Here is a 23,111-nt window from a genome sequence, read left to right as displayed (position 1 = left end):
TCCATCGTAACTGATAGGCTCTTAGCTCTTAAAACTTAAAGCTAGTCCTCAAAGCGGCTACCCAAAGGGGATCTCGGCCATTGGCGGGATTAATGCCAATCCAAAAGGCTGGGGTGAGGGAAATGTTATCGTTGAATTGGTACAAATAAAAGGTTTCCACAAACCAAGGAGCATCGGTGGTAGCGGGAGTAATATCAGGCACATTATTGTTATTGCTGATAAAAGAAGCATAGGGAGGCTGGCCCACCGATACCACGCCCACATTACCTTCCTTACCCAAATCGGGAAAAGCTAAGCTAACTTTCCAGTTCCAAATGTCTGCTGTGTCCCCCTGGCGATCGCCACTTTTGGCCGTCGCATCGCTATACATACCCCAACCCTCCAAACTAAACCAGTCGGCCAACTGCCAAGTCCAAATAACGGCATAGTGATTAGTACTACTAGCGGCGTCATCAAACGGATTATCAGTGTTGGCCAAGCCGGTGTAACCCAAAGCGGAAAAACTATCGTATTGCCCCTGGGGAATGTAGTTATGGAGGTAAGAAAAAGCCACTCCAGTGTTGGCGGCGGGGACATAATTCAACTGGGCCCCTACCCCAAACTGACCGTTAAATAGTCCTTCACTTTGATTGGGGGAAAAACCCTTACCGGCGGAATAAAAACCTCCCAAACTCAGGTCATCGGTGAAATTATAGGAAAAACCCGCCCCAGGGCCGGAATTGTCGTTGGGTAAATAAATGGGGGCGATCGCCCCGAAGAAAGACACTGCTCCATCGGTAAAGGAATTGGTGTAGGGAGCGAGGGGGTCCATGATGTCATCCATGGTGATGCGATTACCGGCTAGCCAGATGCGGGCCCGATCGCCGACCGGGAAACTGTACTGCATTTTATTGATGTTGACATTGCCCTGTTCTTCCGTGGCGGCAAAGTTAAAATCAGTCAAATTACTGCCCCCCCGAGCCAGGAAAAAGTTGGCTGATTGTAGACGAATTAGGAGATTATCTTCCCCAGAAAAACTAGTATTAAAGTTAATCCGTTGACGGAAATTGACCGTAACTTCTCCATTTTGCACCGGTTGATCCGGTGGGCCATCGGCCTGTTCACTGCCTCCAACGCCGGATAAAACCCAAATGGAATCCCCCGTTAACTTAGTGGTGACGGAAAACTGGCGGTCTTCGAGGTAAGCAATGCGAGTTTCTAGGTTACCAATGCGGGTGTTATAGGCCTGTAATTCCTGTTCAAATTGTTGAGCCAAAAGCTTGAGTTTATCAATGTCTTCCCGTAAAACCATCGCATTTTCTTGGATTAAACGCTCCATCACATTCATGCAAGCATTTAAGCCAGCAGCAAATTCCCAACGACTCAAAGGGCGGGCACGCAGTGTGCCTTCGGCATCGCCTCGGAAGGTACGGTCAGGATAGCCCACAATACAGCCATAACGCTCCACCAGACTTTGCAGAGCTTCATAAGCCCAGGCTGTGGGCTGCACATCCCGCAACTGATCAACACTGGTCGCTTGGCCCATGGTAGCTTGCAAGCTACTAACGGAGGTTTTGGCATTGTCGTTGACAGTGAAAGTACTTCCCAAGCGCCGCCGTTGAGGAAAATTATTCTGTGTAGATAAATTGTCTAAATTATTCAAGGATTGGGCGAAAATGGGCTCCGTATTGCCTCCCCCCACAATGGCTGTGATTAATACAGTAATCCCCAGGGAAGATAGGCAAGTAAACTGTTTAGTGAAGTTCATTTTTTAAGTGATTTAGTTAACGAAAAAGTCAGACACTAGATGCAAATAAAAAATAGATGGTGGGGAGATTGATCAGTTACAGATTAACTAATAAAAGGATTGGCAAACTGACTTAATTGGTGGGGAAATTTATCAAATGCCTGGATAAACTAAGCATCACAGTTACCGCAGAAACCAAACTAAGCCGTCGCTGCTTTAGCTTTTTTCTTGGCCCGGCCAATGGGGTCCATGTAATTTTCTAGCCATTTGAAGACGAAGGAAGAAATGGTGGTGAGAAGTAAGTACACCAGAGCGACAGCAATGTACACTTCAAATGCTCGATAGGTGGTGGCCACAATTAACTGCCCTTCCCGGAATAGTTCCTGGAAGCCAATCACGGCGGTTAAACTGGTGTCTTTAATTAGGGTGATAAATTCGTTACCCAGGGGCGGCAAAATACGGCGAAAAGCTTGGGGAAAAATTACTTCCTTCATAGTCTGCCAAGGGGACATACCAAGGGATTCACAGGCCTCCCACTGGCCCTGATCAATGGATTGGATACCACCTCGAATAATTTCTGCTAGATAAGCGGCCACATTCAAACTGAGGGCAATAATGGCCGCCGGGAACCGGTCAATGGTGATGCCCAAGCCAATTTCCTTGAACAGCGCCGGCAAACCGAAGTAGATGATGAATAGTTGCACCAACATGGGAGTACCGCGGAAAAACTCCACGTAGATGCGAAATATCAGTTGTAGAGGCTTAATATCGGAAATCAAGGCGATCGCCACTCCGGTGCCACCGATTAAACCAAAGAAAACGGAAAAGGCGGTGAGGAGAACGGTGAGTATGGAACCTTTAAAGAGATTGCGGAACAGGGTGATGAGAAAGTTATCGTTGGGGTTAGCTTGACTGCGTTCGGTCAGGCTCTGGGCCGTGCCCACTTTACCCACCAGGGAAGGGGCTACTAGGGGGAGAAAGGGGGGATTTTTTTCGCCAAACCATTTTTCATAGATGGCGTTATAGGTGCCATTTTCAATAATTTGGAATAAACCTTGGTTGAGCACTTCCCTAGTTTGATTAATTTCCCCAGGAGGAGCCAGGGGCATGGCAATGCCGTAATAATCTTCACTGCCAACATCGGCACTAATTTTGACGTTTCTCAAACCTGCGTCTTTGATGGCGTAGAGCAATACTGGGCGGTCATTGATCACTGCATCGGCGTTCCCGTTGACCAATTCCTGGAGAGCAGAGGTAATGGAATCAAAGTTGGTAACTTTAGCCCCAGGTACGTTAGTCGCTACCATCGCCCCAGTGGTACCGATCGCCACCGCTAATCTTTTCCCCTCCAAATCCTTCAGGTTTTTGATGGTGTCGTTGCCATCCTGCACGGCGATCGCCAGCACCGATTTAAAATAGGGACTGGAAAAGGACACCGACTGGGCCCGCTCTGGGGTAATGGTAATGGCACTGATGGCCGCCCCCACCGTATTGGATTGCAAGGCGGGGATAATGCCGTCGAAGGGATAGCCCTGAATATCAACGGTGACCTGGGCCGCTTCTCCGATCGCCTGAATCAAATCCACATCAAAACCGGTTAATTGCCCCGTGGCTTCATCGGTCATTTCAAAAGGAGGAAAGGTGGGTTCCGTGGCCACAATGATGGTTTGGCGGGAAACCTGGGAAAAGGCCGGTAATAACGGTATGGCGATCGCCAACAGTACTCCCAAAGCCAGCAACAGATAATAACGCCAGGTTTTACCCCAATGGCCCAGTTTAACCATGCCCTTCACTCCTCATCGTTGGCGGTAGTTCCTTGGCATTTTCCCCCAAGGGGGATTATTGCGGCGGAGACCATCAACAAACTTAATAAACTTTTCATAACCTTGGTCAGTATTGTCGCAAAAGCAGACTAAAACAGCATTGCAGAATACAGTTTTTCTAGGTTGGGCAGTGTGGGAAGGCAAATTGAGGCAATTTTGGCACAAAAGCAAACCCCCACAGAATCCTAAAATTCTCCGGGGGAAACGCATAGTTTCGAGTCTATGAAGCTTGCAACGAAGTCGATCGGTACGATAAGTTGGGTCTAATCGAAGGATTAATCACCGTTGGTTAATAGGCTTACATCAGTCTAGTTAGCCGATACGGGCTCTTGCCGCAGGGCTTGAAAATAGTTGTCCCAAAATTGTTTTTGGGCATCGATCATCATTGTGGCGGATTTTTCCTGGGCTTCCAGGTAGCTTTTGACCATTTCCTCTTGTAATTTCAAACTGGTTTCAAAGGTATCGGTCAATTTAATTTCAGCGGTGCCTTTGGGCAGGCTTTCCATCCAAGTGCTAAAAAATTTCTTTTGCCAGTCCAGTAACTGGGTTTGGTATTCTTCAAAAAACTGGGTGTTCATAGGGCTAAAACCGCTAATATCCCTAAACGTTCAAGGGTTTAAGGGGAAGCAGGGCGGTGCAGACCACTTCCAATGAATATCGGTATCGCACGTCTCCATTATAGTGATTGGCCTTGGCCTCCCCAGGGAAAAGTCCGGGGGAATATCACCAAAGTCTGACATCTTTTGCCCCCTTCTTTTCACTAGTCAACCCTAAAAGCTGAGCTTAGAAGCAGAAGCGGCGATCGCCAGTGGTTATCATGGACAATCTGTTCACTACGGTGATTAGAAATTGATGGCAAAGGGCAGATTAGTTTTCTGTCACTGTGTCAACTGTCCTTAACAATGCCCGATGGGGTAGGTGTAGAGTCTTGGCAGAGACCTTACACTACTCTAAAGTTAGCATCGCTGTTGTGAGCCTGGATTGCCGGAGTAACTAATGGTGGTTATAGAAGGCGATCGGGCTTCTGTACTTTGAGCTAGCGTCGGCTAGCCTGGGTGATGTCACCCCGACTTTTTCATCAGGAACAATCAATGATTGATCAATCTACCCTAAACACTTCCCCTCAACCCACTATCACAATTGAAGATGACCGCACCGGCATGAGTGTGGCCACTTTGAAGCGGGCCTTTTTGGATAACCTTTTTTATCTACAGGGGATTGATCGTTCCCAGGCAACCCTCTACGACTACTACGTTGCCCTGGCCTATACCATCCGCGATCGCCTGTTGCATCGTTTCATCAAGACCGTCGCCACCTATAAGCAGGAAAAAGTGAAGGTGGTTTGTTACCTGTCGGCGGAATTCCTGATGGGACGGCATTTAGGCAATAACCTCATTAACCTGGGGTTGTACGACAAAATCGACCAGGTAATGAAAGAATTTGACCTGGACTTAAACGAAATTATTGAGCAGGAACCAGACCCCGGCTTGGGCAATGGTGGCTTAGGCCGTCTAGCGGCCTGTTTCCTCGATTCCCTTGCTTCCCTAGAAGTGCCGGCGATCGGCTACGGCATCCGCTATGAGTTTGGAATTTTTCACCAGCGTATTCAGGACGGTTGGCAGGTGGAAGTGCCCGACAACTGGTTACGGTTTGGTAATCCCTGGGAAATCCCCCGGGCTGATGAGTCGGTGGAAGTAAAGCTAGGGGGCCACACGGAGATCATCCATAACGAAAAAAATCAACCCAAGGTGGTCTGGATTCCCGAAAGGACTATTCTGGCCATTCCCTACGACACTCCGGTACCTGGTTATCAAACCAATACGGTCAATCCCCTCCGACTCTGGAAGGCAGAAGCTAGTGAAGAATTTAACTTTGAAGCTTTCAATTCTGGTCTGTACGACCGGGCAGTAGCGGAAAAGATGGATGCGGAAACCATTTCCAAGGTTCTTTATCCCAACGACAATACCCCCGCTGGCCGAGAATTGCGCCTAGCCCAACAATATTTCTTTGTTTCTGCTTCCCTGCAGGATCTAATTCGGATTCATCTCCGCACCCACCCTAATCTCGATACTTTCTACGAACTCACCGCCATTCAGTTGAACGATACCCACCCCGCCGTGGCGATCGCCGAATTGATGCGCCTGTTTGTGGACCGTTATGACTACGACTGGGATAAGGCCTGGGACATCACCCAAAAAACCTTTGCCTACACCAATCACACCCTCATGCCGGAAGCCCTAGAGCGCTGGTCAGTGGATTTGTTTGCCAAACTATTGCCCCGTCATTTGGAAATTATTTACGAGATTAACCACCGCTTCCTAACGGGGTTGCAAACCTGGTTCCCCAACGACGAAGCTCTGGTGGAAAGCCTTTCTTTGATTGAAGAAAACCATGGCAAAAAAATTCGCATGGCCAACCTGGCCTGTGTGGGTAGCCATGCCATCAATGGAGTAGCCGCCCTCCACACCGAACTGCTGAAAAAAGATACCCTGCGGGACTTTGCCAAGCTCTGGCCCCAGAAGTTCTTTAACAAAACCAATGGCGTTACCCCCCGCCGCTGGATTTTGCTCAGCAACCCTGAACTATCTGCGTTGGTAACGGAAAAAATTGGCGATGGTTGGCTGAAGAACCTGGATGAAATGCGACAAATTGAAAAGTTTGTTGATGATCCGGAATTTTGTCGTCGCTGGCGAGAAATTAAGCAAAATAACAAGCGTAACTTAGCGGCCTATTTGCTCAAGTATCGCAATGTTCAGATTGACGTTAACTCCCTGTTTGATGTGCAGGTCAAACGGATTCATGAATATAAGCGCCAACACCTAGCGGCCCTAGAAATTATTCACCTCTATAACCGCATCAAACAAAATCCCCATGCGGAAATTGTGCCCCGTACCTTCATTTTTGGGGGTAAGGCCGCTCCAGGTTATTTCATGGCCAAATTGATTATTAAGTTGATCAATGCTGTGGGGGAGGTGGTCAACAACGATCCCGATGTGCGGGGAAGGCTCAAAGTTGTCTTTGTCTCTAACTTCAACGTTTCCCTGGGGCAAAGAATTTATCCCGCCGCCGACTTGTCGGAGCAAATTTCCACCGCAGGCAAGGAAGCCTCCGGTACAGGAAACATGAAATTCGCCATGAACGGCGCCCTCACCATTGGAACCCTAGATGGGGCTAATATCGAAATTCGGGAAGAGGCAGGGCCAGAAAACTTTTTCCTCTTTGGCCTTACCGCTGAACAGGTATATGCCATGAAAGAAAACGGTTACCATCCCCACACCTACTATGACAATAACTTTGATCTAAAAGCTGTGATTGACCGCATTGCCCACGGCTACTTCTCCCCCGGTAACCCCAATTTGTTCCATCCCATTGTGGAGTCCCTTCTGCACCACGATCCCTATATGCTACTGGCGGACTACCAAGCCTATGTGGGCTGTCAGGATGAAGTCAGCAAAGCCTACGCCGACCAAGACCGGTGGACAAAAATGTCCATTCTCAACTCGGCCCGCATGGGTAAATTCTCCTCCGATCGCACCATTCGGGAATACTGCAAGGAAATTTGGGATGTGCCCCCGGTGAAAATTTCCCTGGATGAATACCATCCCGAATACGCCGATTTATAGTCCCAGATCTGGTTTGACTGCCCCCTGATTCTAAAGTTAGGGGGATATTTACCTCAAAATTTACCAGTAATATGGAACTCTGGTGGATTGGGGGATTGAGTCGGCTCTAGGAACAGAAAATCCCAAATCTGGTTAACATTTTTTGCCTAGGATGCCACTAGGATTGTATCGGCCATCATTTACCCCTGCGGAAAAATGGGGGGACAATGGTGGCTTAACTGTCAGCGGAGAAACTAAGTCCATGCTCTGGCCCTATAAGACCCCAGGAATTACAGATGGCCTGTTTGAACGATTACCGGGCATTCCCCTCAGCAAAAGGGAGGTACGCCTGCTGATTATTTCCGCTTTGCAATTGAAGGAGGAATCCATCATTTGGGATATTGGGGCTGGCACTGGCACCATTCCGGTGGAACTAGCCCTACTGTGTCCCCGCAGTCGCATTGTGGCGGTGGAAAGGGATGAGGAGGTGGCGGGTTTAATTCGCCGTAACTGCGAACGGTTTGGGGTAACTAATGTGACTGTCCATGAGGGCAGTGCTCCGGATTGCTTACCGCAGTTAATTGCCCACCCCACCCATATTTGCATTGAGGGAGGGCGTCCCATTAAGCAAATTTTGCAGGAAACCTGGGCCCATTTAGCTCCCGGAGGTCGTTTAGTGGCAACAGCGAATAATTTGGAAAGTCTCTATGGCATTTCTGAAACCCTGTCGGAACTCCAGGTCCGCAACGTGGAGGTGGTGCAAGCGGGGGTAAATCGTCTAGAAAAACGTGGTTTACAACAGATTTTTGCAGCGGTGGACCCTACTTTTATTTTGGCGGGAGAAAAGTTGTCTTAGTCGGGGAGATGTAAGGGAAGGCCTAGGGGTTTGCTTCTGTTCTAAAATAAAAACTAAGAAAAGGTTAACAAAGAGTAACTTTTTAGTACGAAGTTGACACTTTTCCTTATTTTTGGTCTTTTTTACCTTTACCATGCCCACCCAGCGAATTATTAGTGCAGTCATCGGTATTGCCTTGGCGTTTTCCCTACTAATTTTGGGGGGCTGGTACTTTAGCGCGGCGATCGCCCTAGTAATTTATTTAGGATTGCGGGAATATTTCCAAATGGTGCGGGCTAAGGGCATTGCCCCAGCCGCTAAGACCACCATGGTGCTGTCATTAATGTTGCTGCTGTCGGCCACGGTTACCCCCCATTTAACTGATGCATTTTTTCCTTTAACCGGGGCATTAATTTGCTTTTATCTGCTGTTTCAACCCAAAATGGCCACCATTGCCGACATTTCTACTTCGTTACTGGGCCTGTTTTATGGGGGCTATTTGCCCAGCTATTGGGTGCGACTGCGGTTGGGGGATGGAGCCGTTAACCCTATGGGTTTGCACTTGCCCCTGAATGGTTTTTGGCCGGAGTCCTGGGCCCATCCGGAAAATTTTCCCACGGGCTTACTGGTCACTATCCTTGCCTTTGCTTGCATCTGGGCGGCGGACATTGGCGCTTACATTATGGGGAAATGGTTAGGACGTACCCGTCTGTCGGACATTAGCCCGAAAAAAACCGTGGAAGGTTCCCTCTGGGGAGTAGGAGGCAGTTTGCTGGTGGGGGTATTGGGAGCTTGGTATTTGCAATGGCCCTACTGGGAAATTACCGGCGCTTTACTGGGCCTATTAATTGGCATAGTTAGCCTGCTGGGGGACTTGACGGAATCAATGATGAAACGGGATGCGGGAGTTAAGGATTCTGGGCAATTAATTCCTGGCCACGGAGGAATTTTAGACCGCACCGACAGCTACGTTTTCACCGCTCCCCTGGTCTATTACTTTGTCGTTTTACTGTTGCCTGTGTTGAATAATTTGTGACTGGAAACTCTTCTGACTGAGGGGAAAATCAGTTTGCAAAAATTCCCGCTCCCTAATCTGGAATACGCTCTTTGATGCTCAAACAAGGATAAAACTGAACTTTTAGTTAGGAACCTGAATACTAGACATCAAAGACTGAGCGCCTTGCTCATCGATGGTCTTCCAGTCAGAATTTGCGCCAAGACGATTTTTAACCTTGAAATTGGCAATCGGATTAATCACTTCCCAAGTCGTTCCAGTTTGGTGCAATGCGTTGTGGGAACCCTGACCTCCACCAGTCCAACTTTTTGCCCAATAAATTCCGTTCTGGTTTGCCCCTGATGAACAGTTGCCAGCATTACCACCACCACTCAAGTTAAGGGTGTAAGTTGGTCCCCAGAAAAAGATACTACAGACAGCAGAATTTCCACCGGTGCTAAAGGTTCCACTAGCATTAGCTATTGGACCAATTATCTGGACATCAGTTGCGTCACAGCCAGATACCCCAGAGCAATCATGGACAATTTGGGAGTTACCACCAATATCCACATTTCCTGTGAGGAACAAAACCACTTTCTGACCGGGGGTGAATTGAAGATTAACTCCATTTCCAGATACGGACTTTCCTGAGGTTGAATTTATTGTGTAGTAATAAGTTTGGTTGGCAGAATTATAGTTTGAAGAACTTGTCGTGTCTGTGCCGGAACGGGGTAGAGTGAGATTGCCTGTAACCGTCGGCAAAGAAGCAGGTGTAACTCCGGCGGGAGCAGAAGTAGGTGGATCGGGCATCGGAATGGGACTGGCTCCCGGGGGATCCATTGAATTTGGTAGAGCAATCCGCTGAGAACCAGAAACATACTCGGTATAGCCAGAATTTTGACCATTGCCAGCGCTTGTAGTAAAGGTTGGCTTGTCACATTCGTATATGACCTGAGCATTCACAGAACCGGGATTGTTGACATTTTGCCCTGCTGTGATAGTTCCTTTAACCCATAAACCAGGCACAACTCCAGTAAATGGGGCACTGCCGTCCGTTATGGGGAAACTTGCAACCAAATTGGTTTTTGCTTGATTAGGACTATTATCCTCACCAGCTAGACCTCGAACGTGAACCACTCCTTTTTGTTGGCTGGCGTCAAATCGATAATCCACCATCTGAAATTTAGGAGCTTTGGCCCCATTACCTGACGGGTTAGGCAGGGCTTTGGGAGCAGACATAGTCTGATCATAAAAAGCTGTTATTTCAGTTGCCAAAGCATCTTTGACTTCATCCACTGTCATATTTTTATAATTACAACTCGCTCCCTGAAGCTCTGCTGCCGCTTCGGTTAGAAATGCATCATTGGGGACAAAAGAGCCACTAGCTGTACTTCCCCATTGGGAAAAGTGTTTCTTAGCTAAAACAGGATTCTTGAGAAGAAAGGCCTGAACCTGAGTTAATCCAGCTTCAGCCGCTTGGTCAGCAGTAGATTTAGCTGCTTGGGCTGTGACCTGATTTTGATCATTCATGCCCTTCATGACAATCGCCGCCGCGGCCACGGTAATAACCAACCCACCCATAATCACTAGGGGTAGGGCAAAACCAGCGGAATCTTTTTTCCTACCGGCGGTGAGAAAATTTAAGACAAAACGAGGTTTCATAATTACCCTTCGATCCCTACAAAGGTCAGTGTTCACTTAAAAGCAACCAGCAGGTGGAGGGACTTTGGCAGAGGCGTCAAACCTGGACTAACCATAGAAAACTATGTCCTTTGCATGGCCCCAAACAGGCAGATTAGGCATACTGCCCATTGACCATTGTAGAGATCCAGGCCGTGGCCCTCTGTGATCTAGATCACAACTATTGGGTGACCCAGACCACTTCTATAGCCTGAAAAGGCAGGGCCAAAGGCGATCGCCAGGGGAAAGAAGGGTAAAAATTAGCTAATCAAATGGGGTTAGCTCAACCAGCCATTTTTGGTGCCAGGGATCGTTGGGGCAAAAACCTGGAGTCGTTCAAATTGCGCTTCCCGAATTTCGTACATTAGGCTGATTAAACTGTCGGCATGGGGAGAATCGAGGATTTTTTGTTTAATTTCCTCAAAGCCCTCATCCAAAATATTGTTAGCTTCAGCTAAATCATCGGTGGCTTGGAGTTGCCGTTCCAGTTCACCAAACTTATTTTTCAACATCTGTCCTTCGGCGTTATCTGGAAAAGAGGCCACCATCTCGGCGATCGCCACTTGCAATTGTTCCAGTTCCGCTTGCTCGGCCACAGGATTGGCCATTACCTGGGTCTGTTCCATGGTGAGCGGAGCCCCATCAAAGCTTAAACCATTGGGGACAGGAGCCTCCGTGGGGGGCATAAACAGGGTAAAAGCGGAAACAACAAAGCAACCAACACACATGGGACTAATTCTCCTAACACAATTTATGGAAATGGAACTATGGATAGCAATTGGGCCTTGGTCATTCTCCCTGAACCGGGCACCAAAGCGCCCCATGGGGATCGGAAACCACCGCACCGTAAAAGTTGAAATTTGCCCCACCTTAACAAAAAAATAGCTCCGGCTTCTAGGGTGCCAGTTTTAGAACTGTTTCTCATAGCGGATGATGAACTGGCTGAAATTGTAATCGTAGGTAAAACGCATATATCCCTTATCTTCCACTTCATAGATCGCTTCGAGGAAAGGCACCACCCGGAAATCGGTGCTTTTAATCTTGTCGCTGATGGCGGTTTCCACATCGTAGACCAATCCCTGGAAAATCATCGGGATCGCTAACTGGGTAATGCCCACCTGTAATAACTGGCTAGAGTTTTTCCCCTGGAGTGCATCCACTAGGACAATGACCTGTTCTCCCAACAGGCGGACAATTTCCCCTTCGGTGCGGGGAGGACTGCTGGTCAAACTCAGGGCCGGATTACTGAAAATTTGCTCATTTTGCACCCCCTGGGCGGCCAGGATTTGTAGGCAACGGGAAAGGCGATCGAGCTGAAATTCGTCGAAACTACCCACCCCCGTCAGCGGCCGAAAAGTAACAGTAGGGTCACAAACAGCGCTGTAGCGGGGATTAATGTTGGGTAAAATCTGGCTCAAACTGCCGTCAATGGTCAGGCGCACATCAATCCGTTCAATTTGGTTCAGGCTGTCGTCGGGATATTCATTGGTTTCCTGGGAGCGCATGCGGGCCGACTGGGGCAAGTCTGACACAATAGTACGCATAGCAATGTTCAAGCTGGGATTAATTAACTCCTCGTTGGGAGAAAACGTAATCGTGTTGGGGGCCCGGCGATCGAGCAAAAAGCGGGTATCAAGAAAGCTGACCCGACCTCGGTCGAGGCTAATGGTGCCATCGGCCCTTAGATCATCGAAGTTGGTCAGGGGGCCATTAACTGTGAGCCCACCACCAAAGTTAAAAACGTAGAGGGGTTCCTGCTCGATATGCAGATTGTCCAGGGTGATACGCAGATTATTTAACTGGGGCTCCACCATTGGCGATCGCCTCGTCCCTTTGAACCAACCTAATCTAGTACGTAGTTCCGCAATGCGACTGGGCTGATTCTCCAAACTGCGATCGGGCACAAAAAATCGGCCGTTGGCCAGGGCCACATCCCCCGTCAAACTGGGGGCCAGGGCAGAACCCTGGACGGTGACAAACCCCGCCAAATTACCTTGGTAGAGATTGGGAATGGTGATATTAGTGGGTTTAATGCTCACCTGAAGCGGATTTTCCAAATCTGGCTGGGGCTCAAACAGGGGTAAAATTCCCGCCACCTCAATACGGCTTTGATCCAGTTGTCCTGTTAATTGCTCAATGGCGATCGTGGTGTTGTTAAACAGAATTTCCCCATCCACCTGCACCGGGGTTGGTAGGGCAGCACTCCTGATCTGGGCTCCGTTGAGACTGACTTTCCCCAAAGCCCTGAGGTCAGAAATGCCAATGCCATTCCTTTGGTCAATTTCCCCTTCCACTTTCAGATCTGCGGATCCTTCCCCACCAAGCCAGACCAATTGCTCTTGACTGACCACGTCCAATAACTCCAAGGAATTGGGGGGAATTTTGAATTCAGCACTAAAAGTATTTGGCCCTTCCGCAGTTTTAGCTTCCTGGGGATTCCAATAAATAGGCACATCGGCCCTTAGGTAGAGGGGAGAAGCTTCCGAAGTGACCAATTGCAATAAATTGTTTTGGTAATCAAATCTGCCCCCCACCTCTTCCGGCACCGGCCTGGCGTTGAGGGTGATCTGGTCAAACTCAAACTGCCCCGATAGGTTAGGGCCAGCGGCGGTTCGGGCAAAGCTTCCTTGGGCATTAAGGCGAGCCCCAAAGGCAGAGGGCATTTCCACAAAGGAGTCCAGATTATTCAGATTAAAATCCTTAATCGACCATTGCAATTGACTTTTTTCTAGGGAGAAAATTCCTTCGGCCCCCAAGCGAGATTCTTCAATCTGCACAAAGGAAGGTAGTAAGGCCAGACGGCCATCGGCAAATTTGGCTTCAAGTTGAAACTGTTCGATGGGCAGAAAACGGGTTTCATTCATCACTAGCCCAATGGGGGGCACGATGTTGGGGAAGGGCCCCTGGGGATACCAACTCCAATTTTTGCCCTGTACTTTGAGAGCAAGGGCCGGATCTCGCAGGGTGCCATTCAGATTAAGGGCTGCATCGAAATTACCCTGAACATTTAACTGGGTCGGTACGCCCCCCCGTTCGTACTGCTGGGCGAGGGCGATAATACGTTGGTCAATGACATAAAGGAGATTAAGTTGATTTTCCAGTGCCCCATCGGGGTTACCCAAACTGAGAGGGCCAATGGTATCCGCTAATTCTTTAGGGGTAGATTCCAAACCGGTGAGCCGCAGTAGGGATCCCACATCGGAAATGTTGGCCGCCGCTAGCAAGGGGGCAATATCACCATCTTTGACGTTTACCCTAGCTTCGATGGCTTCGGTTCTGAAGTTCAGTGACCCCTGGGCTTGGTATTGGCCAAGAGCGGTTTTAAGCTGGCCTTGTTTGAGTTGTAGGGTTTGATTTTGGTAAGCCAGGGCCGCAGTTACTTCACCGATCGCCGTGGTGCCAAGGGTAACGCCATCAATAGCTAAATTACCTTGGCCGTGGCCGTTGCGGAGGTTAACCACTAGGTCGGCGTTAAAGTTGCCACCCAGTTGCTCGACAATTTGATAACGTAGACCCGGGCGGAGATCCAACAGAGCGACGGGAAAATCCGCCACTTCCATGGCCAGGCGATCGCCGTTGAGTTTGCCCTGGGCGAGGATGGGTTTTTCCCGTTCATAGGCTTGGCGCAGATTAAAGCTGGTGGGGAGATAGGGGAAGAGGCAATTGCCCCGGCAGGGTTGGAGGTTTACTGCTAGGCGATCAACTTGTCCCTGGAGATCCAGTAGGACATTTTGGTTTAACTGCACCGCCAGGGGGCCCCGCAATTGGGGTTCAAAGCCAAAACCATTAACGGCTAAATTGTTGACCGCCAAATTACCAGCCAGTTTTAAATCCCCAAGCCCTGTGACATTGCGTCCTGTTAATTGGCCAGTAAATTGACTACTACCCTCCAGGGCCAAAGCTTGGGGACGAAATTCCGGTGCTAAGGGTAGTTGAGTTAACAGGGCATTAACGGGCAGTTGGGCAAAACTCAGGCCATTGCGGACATTGAGATTGACATTGGTTAATGCGGGTCGTTGATTAAAACTGCCCACACTTATCTTGCCCTGGGCAGAAACGGTTTGCTCCCCACTGCGGAACAACGCCTGTTGTACTGTGACGGGAATGGCCTCCAAGTTTCCATCATTGGTAAATACATTGCCCAAGTTGCCCGCCAGCTTAACTTCTCCCTCCACTGGGGCAAGGGATACTCCATCGGTGCCGCCGTACTGAGCCAGAACGGGATTGAGGTTAATATCCTTGGCGGTGAGCCGACTTTGCCAGGCTAAATTTTTCAGAGCACTGACACTGGTTACAGTACCTCCGGCAACTTCCAAATCTACATTGGCGATCGCCGCTACTCGACTCAGATCCGGTTGAGCTTGCACCAAATCTGCTAAGTTTACCCCCAGAGAAATTCGGCCCTTTTCCACCTGGGCCGGGAAGGGAATTTCTGGAGCTAGGGCATTGAGGGGAATGGCCACCACATTGGCGATCGCCGCCAGGTTGCCATTGAGCAAAGAACCGTTCACCGCTACGGGGCCATTGGCCACGGTTAGGTTCAATTGTCCTTGGCCTTGGAGACGGTTGAGGTCAAAACTGCGTAAAGCTTGCCAGGTGTTAATGTCCCCTACAAAAGCTTGGGCTTGGATTTCTCCGTTGTTCAACCTAGCCGCCACTGGTAACTGGAGCAAAAAGGTATTGAGAGAAATGGCTCCGAGATTGGCATTGGTTTGCACGGTGCCCTCCGCCAGTTGGGCATTGGCCGTAACTCGGCGATCGTCCACTAGGGCGGTGAACTGGGTACGACCTTCTATCTGTCCCAGGGGTAATTGCCCAGCGAGTAAGGGGGCTAACGGTAATTGGCTTTGGGCGGTGAGTTGGCTTAGGGCCACCGGAGCGGCTAAAGCAGGCAAGTAGTTATTAACGGCTATATTATTGGCTGCCACCTCAGCCTGGATTTGACCCCCTTGGAGACTGGCATTGATGGTGGCGGTTTGTTGGTTACTGGTTAATTGCAGTTCGGCATTGCCCTGCCAACGGTTGGGATCAAAAGTAAAAATTTCCCCACTCACATTGCCTTCGCCCCGATTGAGGGTGAGGGGTTGGGCCGCCAGTTGGGGTAAACAAAAATTACTTTTTTCCAAGCCACAAAGGGTTTGCAAAAAAGGTTGCAGGGGGAACTGGGTCGTATTCCAGCGGGCTTGCCAACGATCCTGGGCAAAATTGGCTTGGCCCTGCACGTTGAAAGAGCCTTCGTTGGTGCTTATCTGCGCTCCAGTTAAGGTCAATCGAGGGCCCGCCAAATTAGCTTCTCCCCTGGTGCTTAAGTTAAGACGACCCTGGCGATCGCCGTTGGTGGTTTGCCATTGCACATTGAACCGGGGATTGCCCAACGTGCCCCCCGCTTGGCCCGAAAAACCCAGGTTACCAACTTCTACCTCTTGCAAATTCAGGTCATAGGTATTTAACAAAGCCATGGTGGCGATCACCCCGGAGACTTGCCCGGCCACGGGAATGGTTTGCCATCGCCATTGGTCTGCTTCTGGGGTTAACAATTGGCGCAGTTTCCAAGGGGACTGGACCCGGGCCTGAATTTCTCCTCCACTGGTGGGGCGTAAACTGACATTGACTAAAGCAATTTGGTCTAAATCCGCCTGGAAATTTACCCCTAGGCGATCCAAAGGAACCCGGTCCACAGTTACTGCAGCTACATTGGTTAACTGGCCCTGGAGTTGGGGGCTGGTGAGGGTTCCTTGCAATTGTCCCTGGGCTTGGACTTGTCCTGTGATGGGTAATGGTAGGGGCACCGCAATGGTGTCGAGGAAAGCGGCAGTGTCAATGGCCTTGGTGGTGAATTGGAGATCGTAGCCCGATCGCCAATCAATGGTGCCCTGGAGAGCAGCATTAAGGGGGCCAAGGTTGATCAGGCCCTGGTTAATCTGCAACTTTTGTCCGGTAAAACCTAGGTCTAAACCCACTTGCAAAGGAGCTTTAACCTTATCGATGCGGGCCTGCAGTTGCTTCAACTCGACATTGCCGAGAGTTTGTAAAGCGGACCACTGTTGCCAACTAGGTAAACTGCCCCGCACCTGGCCAGAAATTTCTCCGGTTTCCAAGGCCACTGGTAAAGGAGGTAATAGGCTGGCTAAAGCCGGTAAATCGAGGCGATTAATGGTGACATTGGTTTGACTTTCCCCCGTGTTGAGCACCGTTTGCCCCTGGGCCTGGAGATCACTGCCCAGGGATTGCACCCCCAAGTCGTAGCTAACAGTTTGGCGATCGCCTTGGCGTCGATATTGATAACCTCCTTGACCGGCTGCAGTGATTTGTACTGGCTGTTGCAAACCTTGGGGTAACAGTTGCAATTGGGCATTTTGTACATTAACTCCCACCGTTAAATCCAGAGGCAGGGAAAAGGGTTTGTCCCCCTCCGGTAACTTAATGGTGGTCCATTGCCCCGTGGGTTTTTGCTCCAGGTTCACCTGGGGATTAATGATGGTGGCCCTAACTTCCACCGGTTGTCCCACCAGGAAAGGGAGGGGATTGACATCTATCTCAATGGCTTCAATGGCGATCGCCGTGGCATCATCAACGGTCCGGGGCAGGGAAGAAGCCCCAAGGCGCACCCCCAGTAAACGAAAATCTTCCACCGGGCCAATGTCCACCGGCCGACCCAACAATCTGGATAATTCCGACTCCAAAAACGGTGATGCTTCCCGGTAGGCCAGGTGTTGTCCCCCCAGATATAGGCCCGTACCAACCACCGTCAGTCCCCCTAGGGTGATCAAGGTGCTGGGTCTAGTTAGCCAACGTCTCAATTTGGCGATCGCCCCCGCACTGTGAGGGGAAGGATTATTGCTCATGGATACTTGGCAAAATCAACTCAGTTCACGACTCACTGACCATGGGGTCTAAAGGGACTAGACCACCGCCGGGGACGGTTAGTTTCTGTTTTAGCGAAGAAAGTGGCCTAGGGGGAAATTAGAACAAATTATTCAAGCCAATCAGGACTGACGATTTTGGAGGAGGAACAGCAGGCGTCTTAGACAAGTTTTTGCTCCATTTCTCCGTAATTAGCAGACTAGAACCAACTAAACTGACTCCGATATTTTAGGACACAAGCCCGGGTTAAAGTTGAACATCCACCACAGCAAGCCGGCAAAAAACGTCACAATTGCTCATGGAAATAACGTTGGTACAAAGGACAACTGGCACTACATTGATCACCACTAAGGGTCACCAGACCCATACTTTCCAAACGATAGGCAATGGGGGGGTCTAATTGCACTGGATTTTCACTGTTCACCACCTGCTTCATGCTAGCGGCTAAGTCCGGTGCCCCGGTCAGTAAGCCCCACAGACGACGGAGATGATTGCTATAAATGCCACTCTGGGTGACGGCGTTGGCTAAAATGGTTGGTAGGTCCACATTGGTTTTTTGTACCGCATCCAAGGCCAAACGAATCAGATACGGATGGCCCCCCACCAGTTTACCGAGGGTTAATAAATTTTCCTCTTCAATTTGATTGTCATCAAAACCATAGGCGGCTTTAAGTTGCAGAATTTGTTCTTTGGTAAAACCGGTCAATTTCCATTGGCGACCCACATTAAAAGGGGATTGGTTGGCATCTAGTTTGACGTAAGCTTCGGTGGAATTAGCAATAATTAAACGTAGCTTTTGCCATTGAGCCAGGTTATTACTTTCTTCATGCCAATAGCGCAACATGGGCAGGAAGTCTTGGGCAATAACGGGAAACTCAAACAAGCGGTCTAGGTTATCAATGGCCATTACTAACGCCCGGTCAGTTTGACTAAGTAAATAATCCTGTACGTAGGTTTTACAACTAACTAAACTGCCAAATAATTCTTCATCCCAATAGTCATCTAAATTGGGTTTGATGCCCAATTCTCGACTTAAGTTGGCACAGAACCAACGCAAAAATTTATCTAGGCTACTAAACATGGCGCTTTCCGCCGTTTGTAGGTTGAGATAAATATGGCGATCGCCCGTTGCTTCCACTTCCGCCAGCAAAAATTGTAGAAGGGAAGTTTTACCCATTTTTTCCGGGGCTTTAATGCGCAAGAGGGCTCCCCCCCTGGTCAGTTCCTCCAGACATTGTTGTTCTGTGGGTAGCCGTAGAACATAGATAACGTTATCCCCCAGGGGACTGCCACGACCAACCGTCAGTGCGGGGGTAAGGCCATTAACGCCGACGGCAAACTGCTCACTCTGCCATTGGGGATATTTCACCTCCTTAAACCAGTCCCGCAACAATTGAAATTTACCCGGACCACGACTACTGGCATCTAATTCTGGACAACCCCCTGGTTTATCATTGGCAAAAACTCCATAAATTTGGGTCATTTGCTTTTTGTAGGTTTCATGGCTGGCGGCTTCGGCAATTTCCCACACTTCCAGGTCGGACTTACGCCAATGCTCATAGGCAAAGCGGGCCAAAAACACCTCTTTTAGCTTGCCTCGCAGATTGTAGTCGTGGGTAATGTCCAGTAAAAATTGGTTCCAACCAGTTGGTTTCATCGACAAATATGGTCTCGGTAATTAGAGGCTAAGCTTTAGCTCAACCTGTTTAATGGTAGCGCTGAAAACTGCTATGATACCACTGACTAATTAACAATATTTTAGTACAAAAGAGGAGTTAAGCCCATGGTTAAAAGTGCAAGGCAAGGGGCAGGCGGATTCTGGCGGGACTTTAAGGATTTCATCCTGCGGGGGAACGTAGTAGATCTGGCCGTAGCGGTAGTAATTGGTGGAGCTTTCACCAGTATTGTCAATGCTTTTGTGGCCTGGTTAATGGCAGTTTTGCTACAGCCAGTACTGGATCAAGCCGGTGTCAGTCAATTGCAGGATTTACCCTTGGGTTTGGGGGAATTAGTTATTGCTATAATTAACTTTTTAATCATTGCTTTTGTAATCTTCCTCATCATTAAAGCTATCGAAAAAATGCAACGAAAAAAAGCAGTGGAGGAAGAAATTGTGGCCGAAGCACAACCGGATCCGGTGCTGGAAGCCCAAACTAATTTAACTGATTCCATCAATCGCTTAATTACCACACTGGAAAATCAGCAATCTTCATCCCAATAGATAGTTAAAGATCATTTCAGTGATCACTTAACCAACCGATCGCCTGGCGGATCCACACTTCTGGATCTTCACTCTGGGCCACGTCTGGAACTTGACTGACCATGGCGATCGCCTGCTGGATTTCCGTTTGGGTGTAACCCAATGCTAACAAGGTCATTTCCAGGTCTTCCAGGAGGGCAGTGGTGGGCAGAGTAGAGTCAGTTTCCCCGGTCCCCATTTGTAGTTTGTGCCATTGGGATAATTTAGTTTTTAGTTCTAGGGCTAACCTTTCCGCTCCCTTTTTCCCGACCCCCGGCGTTTGGCACAATTGTTTGACATTGCCCGTTACCACCGCTTGCACTAAGCCTTCCAAGCCCAACGTTTCAATTAGGGCGATCGCCAACTGGGCCCCAATGCCGGTTACTCCCATTAATTGACCAAATAAATCCCTTTCTGCCAGGCGGCCAAAACCAAAAAGAGCGATCTGGTCTTGGCGTACCAAGAGGTGGGTAAAAACCTGTTGGGGTTCCGGGGGGGGCGGAGTCCATTGTTGGGCTAAGGAATGGGGCACCTGCAACTCATAACCCACCCCATTAACGGACAAAATCAAAAACCAACGGTTCTGAATATTTTTTGTGACTGTAACAACCTGGCCCTGAAGAAATTGAATCATAACTATTTTCGTATCTAAATCAACTGGGCCGTAGCTTCAATGCCAATGGCGATCGCCGCACCAAGAAACGTGTTGATACCATTAACCACCTCATTGGTGAGCCAGGGCCATTTATTTTGCAGAGTTGCACCAATTACACTCTCTAGATTGGTGGCAATGAAAGCAGCCAGGGTAGAAAAAATTATTCCCCCAAAGGAAATTAGACCTACGCCGTAACCTAAAACTGCCAGGGCTAAACCCGCCGCAAATCCCGCCAAGGTGCCTTCTACACTTACCGCTCCTTCCGTCCCCCTGGGCACTGGTTGCAGGGTGGTGATTAAAAAGGTGTTTTTGCCGTAGGCTTTACCCACTTCGCTGGCGGTAGTATCCGATAACTTAGTACTAAAACTAGCCACATAGCCCAATGCTAACCAGAGTTGCCATGGTTCCGGCCCAAAGGCGATCGCCAGGGCACAGAGGGCAGCAGTTAAAGCAGAACCCCAAACATTTTCCGGGCCCCGTTGGCCGGATCTTTTTTCGGCAATGCCCGCCGCTTCTTTTTCTTTTTGGCCAATGCGGGTCACAGCGGAACCCACAAAAAAGTAGGCTAAAACCACCAAATAACCCCGCCAACCCAGGGCCGCCCAAATAATCACCCCCAGCACCCAGGCATGGCCGTAGCCCCAGGGGGTTAACAGTTTCTTCGGGGCGATCGCCGCTAGGGCTAGTAAAAAACTGTTGAGAATAACAGCGCTAAGCCAGGGAAACGCCAGACTTTGCCGCCAAATTTCGCTGAGCAGGGAATTGTCCATGGGAAAAATGCCAGAAGCATCGATGGTTGGTGGATCATTTGTTGATCATAGGATCGAGCTATGCCAACGACGATCGCCAGGAAAAGGGATTAAATTTTTCCGGGAGTCGGGCCCTAAGGCAGAATAAAGATTGAACTGTGCCAAAACAGTCTGAAGCAAAAGAGATTATCAGATTTTAGTCAAACACCATGAGTGCATTGAACCATCAAATCATTGTTGTTGGGGGAGGAGCAGCCGGCATCACCGTGGCGGCCCAATTATTAAAGCAGAAACCCAAACTCGATCTGGCGATCGTGGAACCCTGCGATAAACACTATTACCAGCCCGCCTGGACCCTAGTGGGGGGCGGAGCCTTCGCCATGGAAGATACCATCAAACCGGAGCAGGATTGCATTCCCAGCGGTGCCAAATGGATCAAAGCCAGTGTGGCCAGTTTTGACCCGGAAAATAACTGCCTTACCCTCCAGGACGGCCGTAGTCTCAGCTACGAATATCTGGTGGTTTGTCCCGGCATTCAAATCAATTGGCATCTAATTCCGAGGCTCCAGGAATCCCTCGGTAAAAATGGCGTCACCAGCAACTACGATCGCCGTTATGCCCCCTACACCTGGGAACTGTTGCAAAACTTTAAAGGCGGCAATGCCCTGTTCACTTTTCCGGCCACCCCGATTAAATGTGCCGGAGCGCCGCAAAAAATCATGTATTTAGCCGACGAAACCTTCCGCAAAAATGGCGTGCGGGAGAAAACCAACATCACCTATGGCGTGGCAGTGGGAAAAATCTTCGGCATTCCCGGCTACTGTGAATCTTTGGAAAAGGTGGCGGCAAAGAAAAATATTGACGTACGCTATCACCACAATCTCAAAGCCATTAACCCCAACGCGAAAGAAGCCACTTTCACTGTCAATGGGAAAACGGAAGTGACTTTACCCTACGACATCATCCATGTGACCCCCCCCATGTCCGCCCCGGATTTCATTAAAAACAGTCCCCTGGCCGCAGAGGCCGGTGGTTGGGTCGATGTGGACAAATTCACCCTGCAACATAATCGCTACGACAACGTATTTAGCTTGGGAGATGCCTCTTCCCTGCCCACTTCCCGGACAGCAGCGGCGGTGCGGAAACAAGCTCCTGTGGTCGCAACAAACCTTTTGGGTCTGTTAAACAGCAAAAAACCGTCTGCAGAATACGGTGGTTACACCTGTTGTCCCCTGGTTACCGGCTACGGCAAAACCATCATGGCGGAATTTGACTATGGTGGCCAGCCCAAATCCAGTTTTCCCTTTGACCCCACCCAGGAGCGGTGGAGCATGTGGCTAGTGAAACGTTATGTTTTGCCCTGGCTGTACTGGAATCGGATGCTCAAGGGAGAGTCCTTTGAACCGGACAAATGGAAGCCCCTGTTGGGGAAATCCTAGGGTCAGTTGACCGGGCGCTGGGGAGGGTTTTGGCTAAAATTTTCCCTTGTGAAGACATCTAGACAAATTGGCCATCAAATTCTGGCGGCAGGTGCTATGATCAGCCAGTGAGATTAAGGATCGGTAGACGCACTTGTTATGAGTGTTAGTGCATTGTTTATGGTTACGCTTAGCAGGCTTCTCTCCGAAACCCACTCTCTTTCTTTTCTCTGGTTTTGGAGCTAATTTATGTCCATTTATGTCGGGAACCTTTCTTACCAAGCCACCGAAGATGACGTTTTGACTGTCTTCTCCGAGTATGGCACTGTTAAGCGGGTTCAACTTCCCACTGATCGGGAGACCGGTCGTATGCGGGGTTTTGGTTTCGTTGAAATGTCTTCCGATAAGGAAGAAGATGCCGCCATTGAAGCTCTGGATGGAGCCGAATGGATGGGGCGGGATCTCAAAGTTAATAAAGCAAGACCGAGAACCCCTCGTTAAGTTTTTGCCTAATTACCTGAATTTA

At 49.3% G+C, this 23,111-nt stretch carries 15 protein-coding genes; 6 read left to right on the top strand and 9 right to left on the bottom strand.

Annotation, left to right across the window (positions count from 1 at the left end; translation table 11 throughout):
• Positions 1-28 precede the first annotated feature (28 nt).
• The 3 genes from H6G46_RS08805 to phaP all read right to left on the bottom strand — a co-directional run bounded on the left by H6G46_RS08805 (position 29) and on the right by phaP (position 4,127).
• Positions 29-1,747: an iron uptake porin gene (locus H6G46_RS08805; RefSeq protein ID WP_010872213.1), complete on the bottom strand. Its 1,719-nt coding sequence runs from the start codon at positions 1,745-1,747 to the stop codon at positions 29-31.
• A 179-nt stretch (positions 1,748-1,926) separates the two neighbouring features.
• Complete coding sequence (locus tag H6G46_RS08800) at positions 1,927-3,510, bottom strand: ABC transporter permease subunit (RefSeq protein ID WP_020861618.1); 1,584 nt, start codon at positions 3,508-3,510, stop codon at positions 1,927-1,929.
• A 347-nt stretch (positions 3,511-3,857) separates the two neighbouring features.
• Positions 3,858-4,127: a phasin PhaP gene (gene phaP / locus H6G46_RS08795; RefSeq protein WP_010872215.1), complete on the bottom strand. Its 270-nt coding sequence runs from the start codon at positions 4,125-4,127 to the stop codon at positions 3,858-3,860.
• Between the two features lie 513 nt (positions 4,128-4,640).
• On the opposite strand from phaP, the gene H6G46_RS08790 reads away from it, so the two are divergent.
• The 3 genes from H6G46_RS08790 to H6G46_RS08780 all read left to right on the top strand — a co-directional run bounded on the left by H6G46_RS08790 (position 4,641) and on the right by H6G46_RS08780 (position 9,022).
• Positions 4,641-7,172 carry a glycogen/starch/alpha-glucan phosphorylase gene (locus H6G46_RS08790; protein ID WP_020861619.1) on the top strand — a complete coding sequence of 844 codons (2,532 nt, stop codon included), beginning with the start codon at positions 4,641-4,643 and terminating at the stop codon, positions 7,170-7,172.
• Positions 7,173-7,413: 241 nt separating this feature from the next.
• Entirely contained in the window at positions 7,414-8,007 is a 594-nt protein-coding gene (gene cbiT, locus H6G46_RS08785; protein WP_010872217.1) for a precorrin-6Y C5,15-methyltransferase subunit CbiT, read from the top strand.
• Between the two features lie 133 nt (positions 8,008-8,140).
• Positions 8,141-9,022 carry a phosphatidate cytidylyltransferase gene (locus tag H6G46_RS08780; protein ID WP_010872218.1) on the top strand — a complete coding sequence of 294 codons (882 nt, stop codon included), beginning with the start codon at positions 8,141-8,143 and terminating at the stop codon, positions 9,020-9,022.
• A gap of 102 nt (positions 9,023-9,124) precedes the next feature.
• Here H6G46_RS08780 and H6G46_RS08775 read toward each other — a convergent pair whose 3' ends face one another.
• The 4 genes from H6G46_RS08775 to H6G46_RS08760 form a co-directional block, all read right to left on the bottom strand.
• Positions 9,125-10,642 carry a hypothetical protein gene (locus H6G46_RS08775; RefSeq protein WP_020861620.1) on the bottom strand — a complete coding sequence of 506 codons (1,518 nt, stop codon included), beginning with the start codon at positions 10,640-10,642 and terminating at the stop codon, positions 9,125-9,127.
• A 296-nt stretch (positions 10,643-10,938) separates the two neighbouring features.
• Positions 10,939-11,388 (bottom strand): hypothetical protein, encoded by a 450-nt coding sequence (locus H6G46_RS08770; RefSeq protein WP_020861621.1) that lies wholly within the window; start codon positions 11,386-11,388, stop codon positions 10,939-10,941.
• 180 nt (positions 11,389-11,568) lie between these two features.
• Entirely contained in the window at positions 11,569-17,505 is a 5,937-nt protein-coding gene (locus H6G46_RS08765; protein WP_010872221.1) for a translocation/assembly module TamB domain-containing protein, read from the bottom strand.
• A 305-nt stretch (positions 17,506-17,810) separates the two neighbouring features.
• Entirely contained in the window at positions 17,811-19,181 is a 1,371-nt protein-coding gene (locus H6G46_RS08760; protein WP_010872222.1) for an AAA-like domain-containing protein, read from the bottom strand.
• Positions 19,182-19,307: 126 nt separating this feature from the next.
• Here H6G46_RS08760 and mscL point away from each other — a divergent pair, with 126 nt between their 5' ends.
• Complete coding sequence (gene mscL / locus H6G46_RS08755; RefSeq protein ID WP_010872223.1) at positions 19,308-19,745, top strand: large conductance mechanosensitive channel protein MscL; 438 nt, start codon at positions 19,308-19,310, stop codon at positions 19,743-19,745.
• A gap of 16 nt (positions 19,746-19,761) precedes the next feature.
• On the opposite strand, the gene ruvA is transcribed toward mscL, so the two are convergent.
• Positions 19,762-20,397 (bottom strand): Holliday junction branch migration protein RuvA, encoded by a 636-nt coding sequence (gene ruvA, locus H6G46_RS08750; RefSeq protein WP_010872224.1) that lies wholly within the window; start codon positions 20,395-20,397, stop codon positions 19,762-19,764.
• A 14-nt stretch (positions 20,398-20,411) separates the two neighbouring features.
• Complete coding sequence (locus H6G46_RS08745; RefSeq protein WP_010872225.1) at positions 20,412-21,188, bottom strand: TIGR00297 family protein; 777 nt, start codon at positions 21,186-21,188, stop codon at positions 20,412-20,414.
• 188 nt (positions 21,189-21,376) lie between these two features.
• On the opposite strand from H6G46_RS08745, the gene H6G46_RS08740 reads away from it, so the two are divergent.
• The gene (locus tag H6G46_RS08740; RefSeq protein ID WP_010872226.1) at positions 21,377-22,606 is read left to right on the top strand and encodes an FAD/NAD(P)-binding oxidoreductase; all 1,230 of its coding nucleotides are present in this window, start codon (positions 21,377-21,379) and stop codon (positions 22,604-22,606) included.
• Positions 22,607-22,834: 228 nt separating this feature from the next.
• On the top strand, positions 22,835-23,086 hold the full coding sequence (locus H6G46_RS08735) for an RNA-binding protein (protein ID WP_010872227.1): 252 nt from the start codon (positions 22,835-22,837) through the stop codon (positions 23,084-23,086).
• Positions 23,087-23,111 lie beyond the last annotated feature (25 nt).

The sequence above is a fragment of the Synechocystis sp. FACHB-908 genome (genome assembly GCF_014698595.1).
GTDB lineage: Bacteria > Cyanobacteriota > Cyanobacteriia > Cyanobacteriales > Microcystaceae > Synechocystis.
This window is presented reverse-complemented; position numbering and strand designations above follow the sequence as displayed.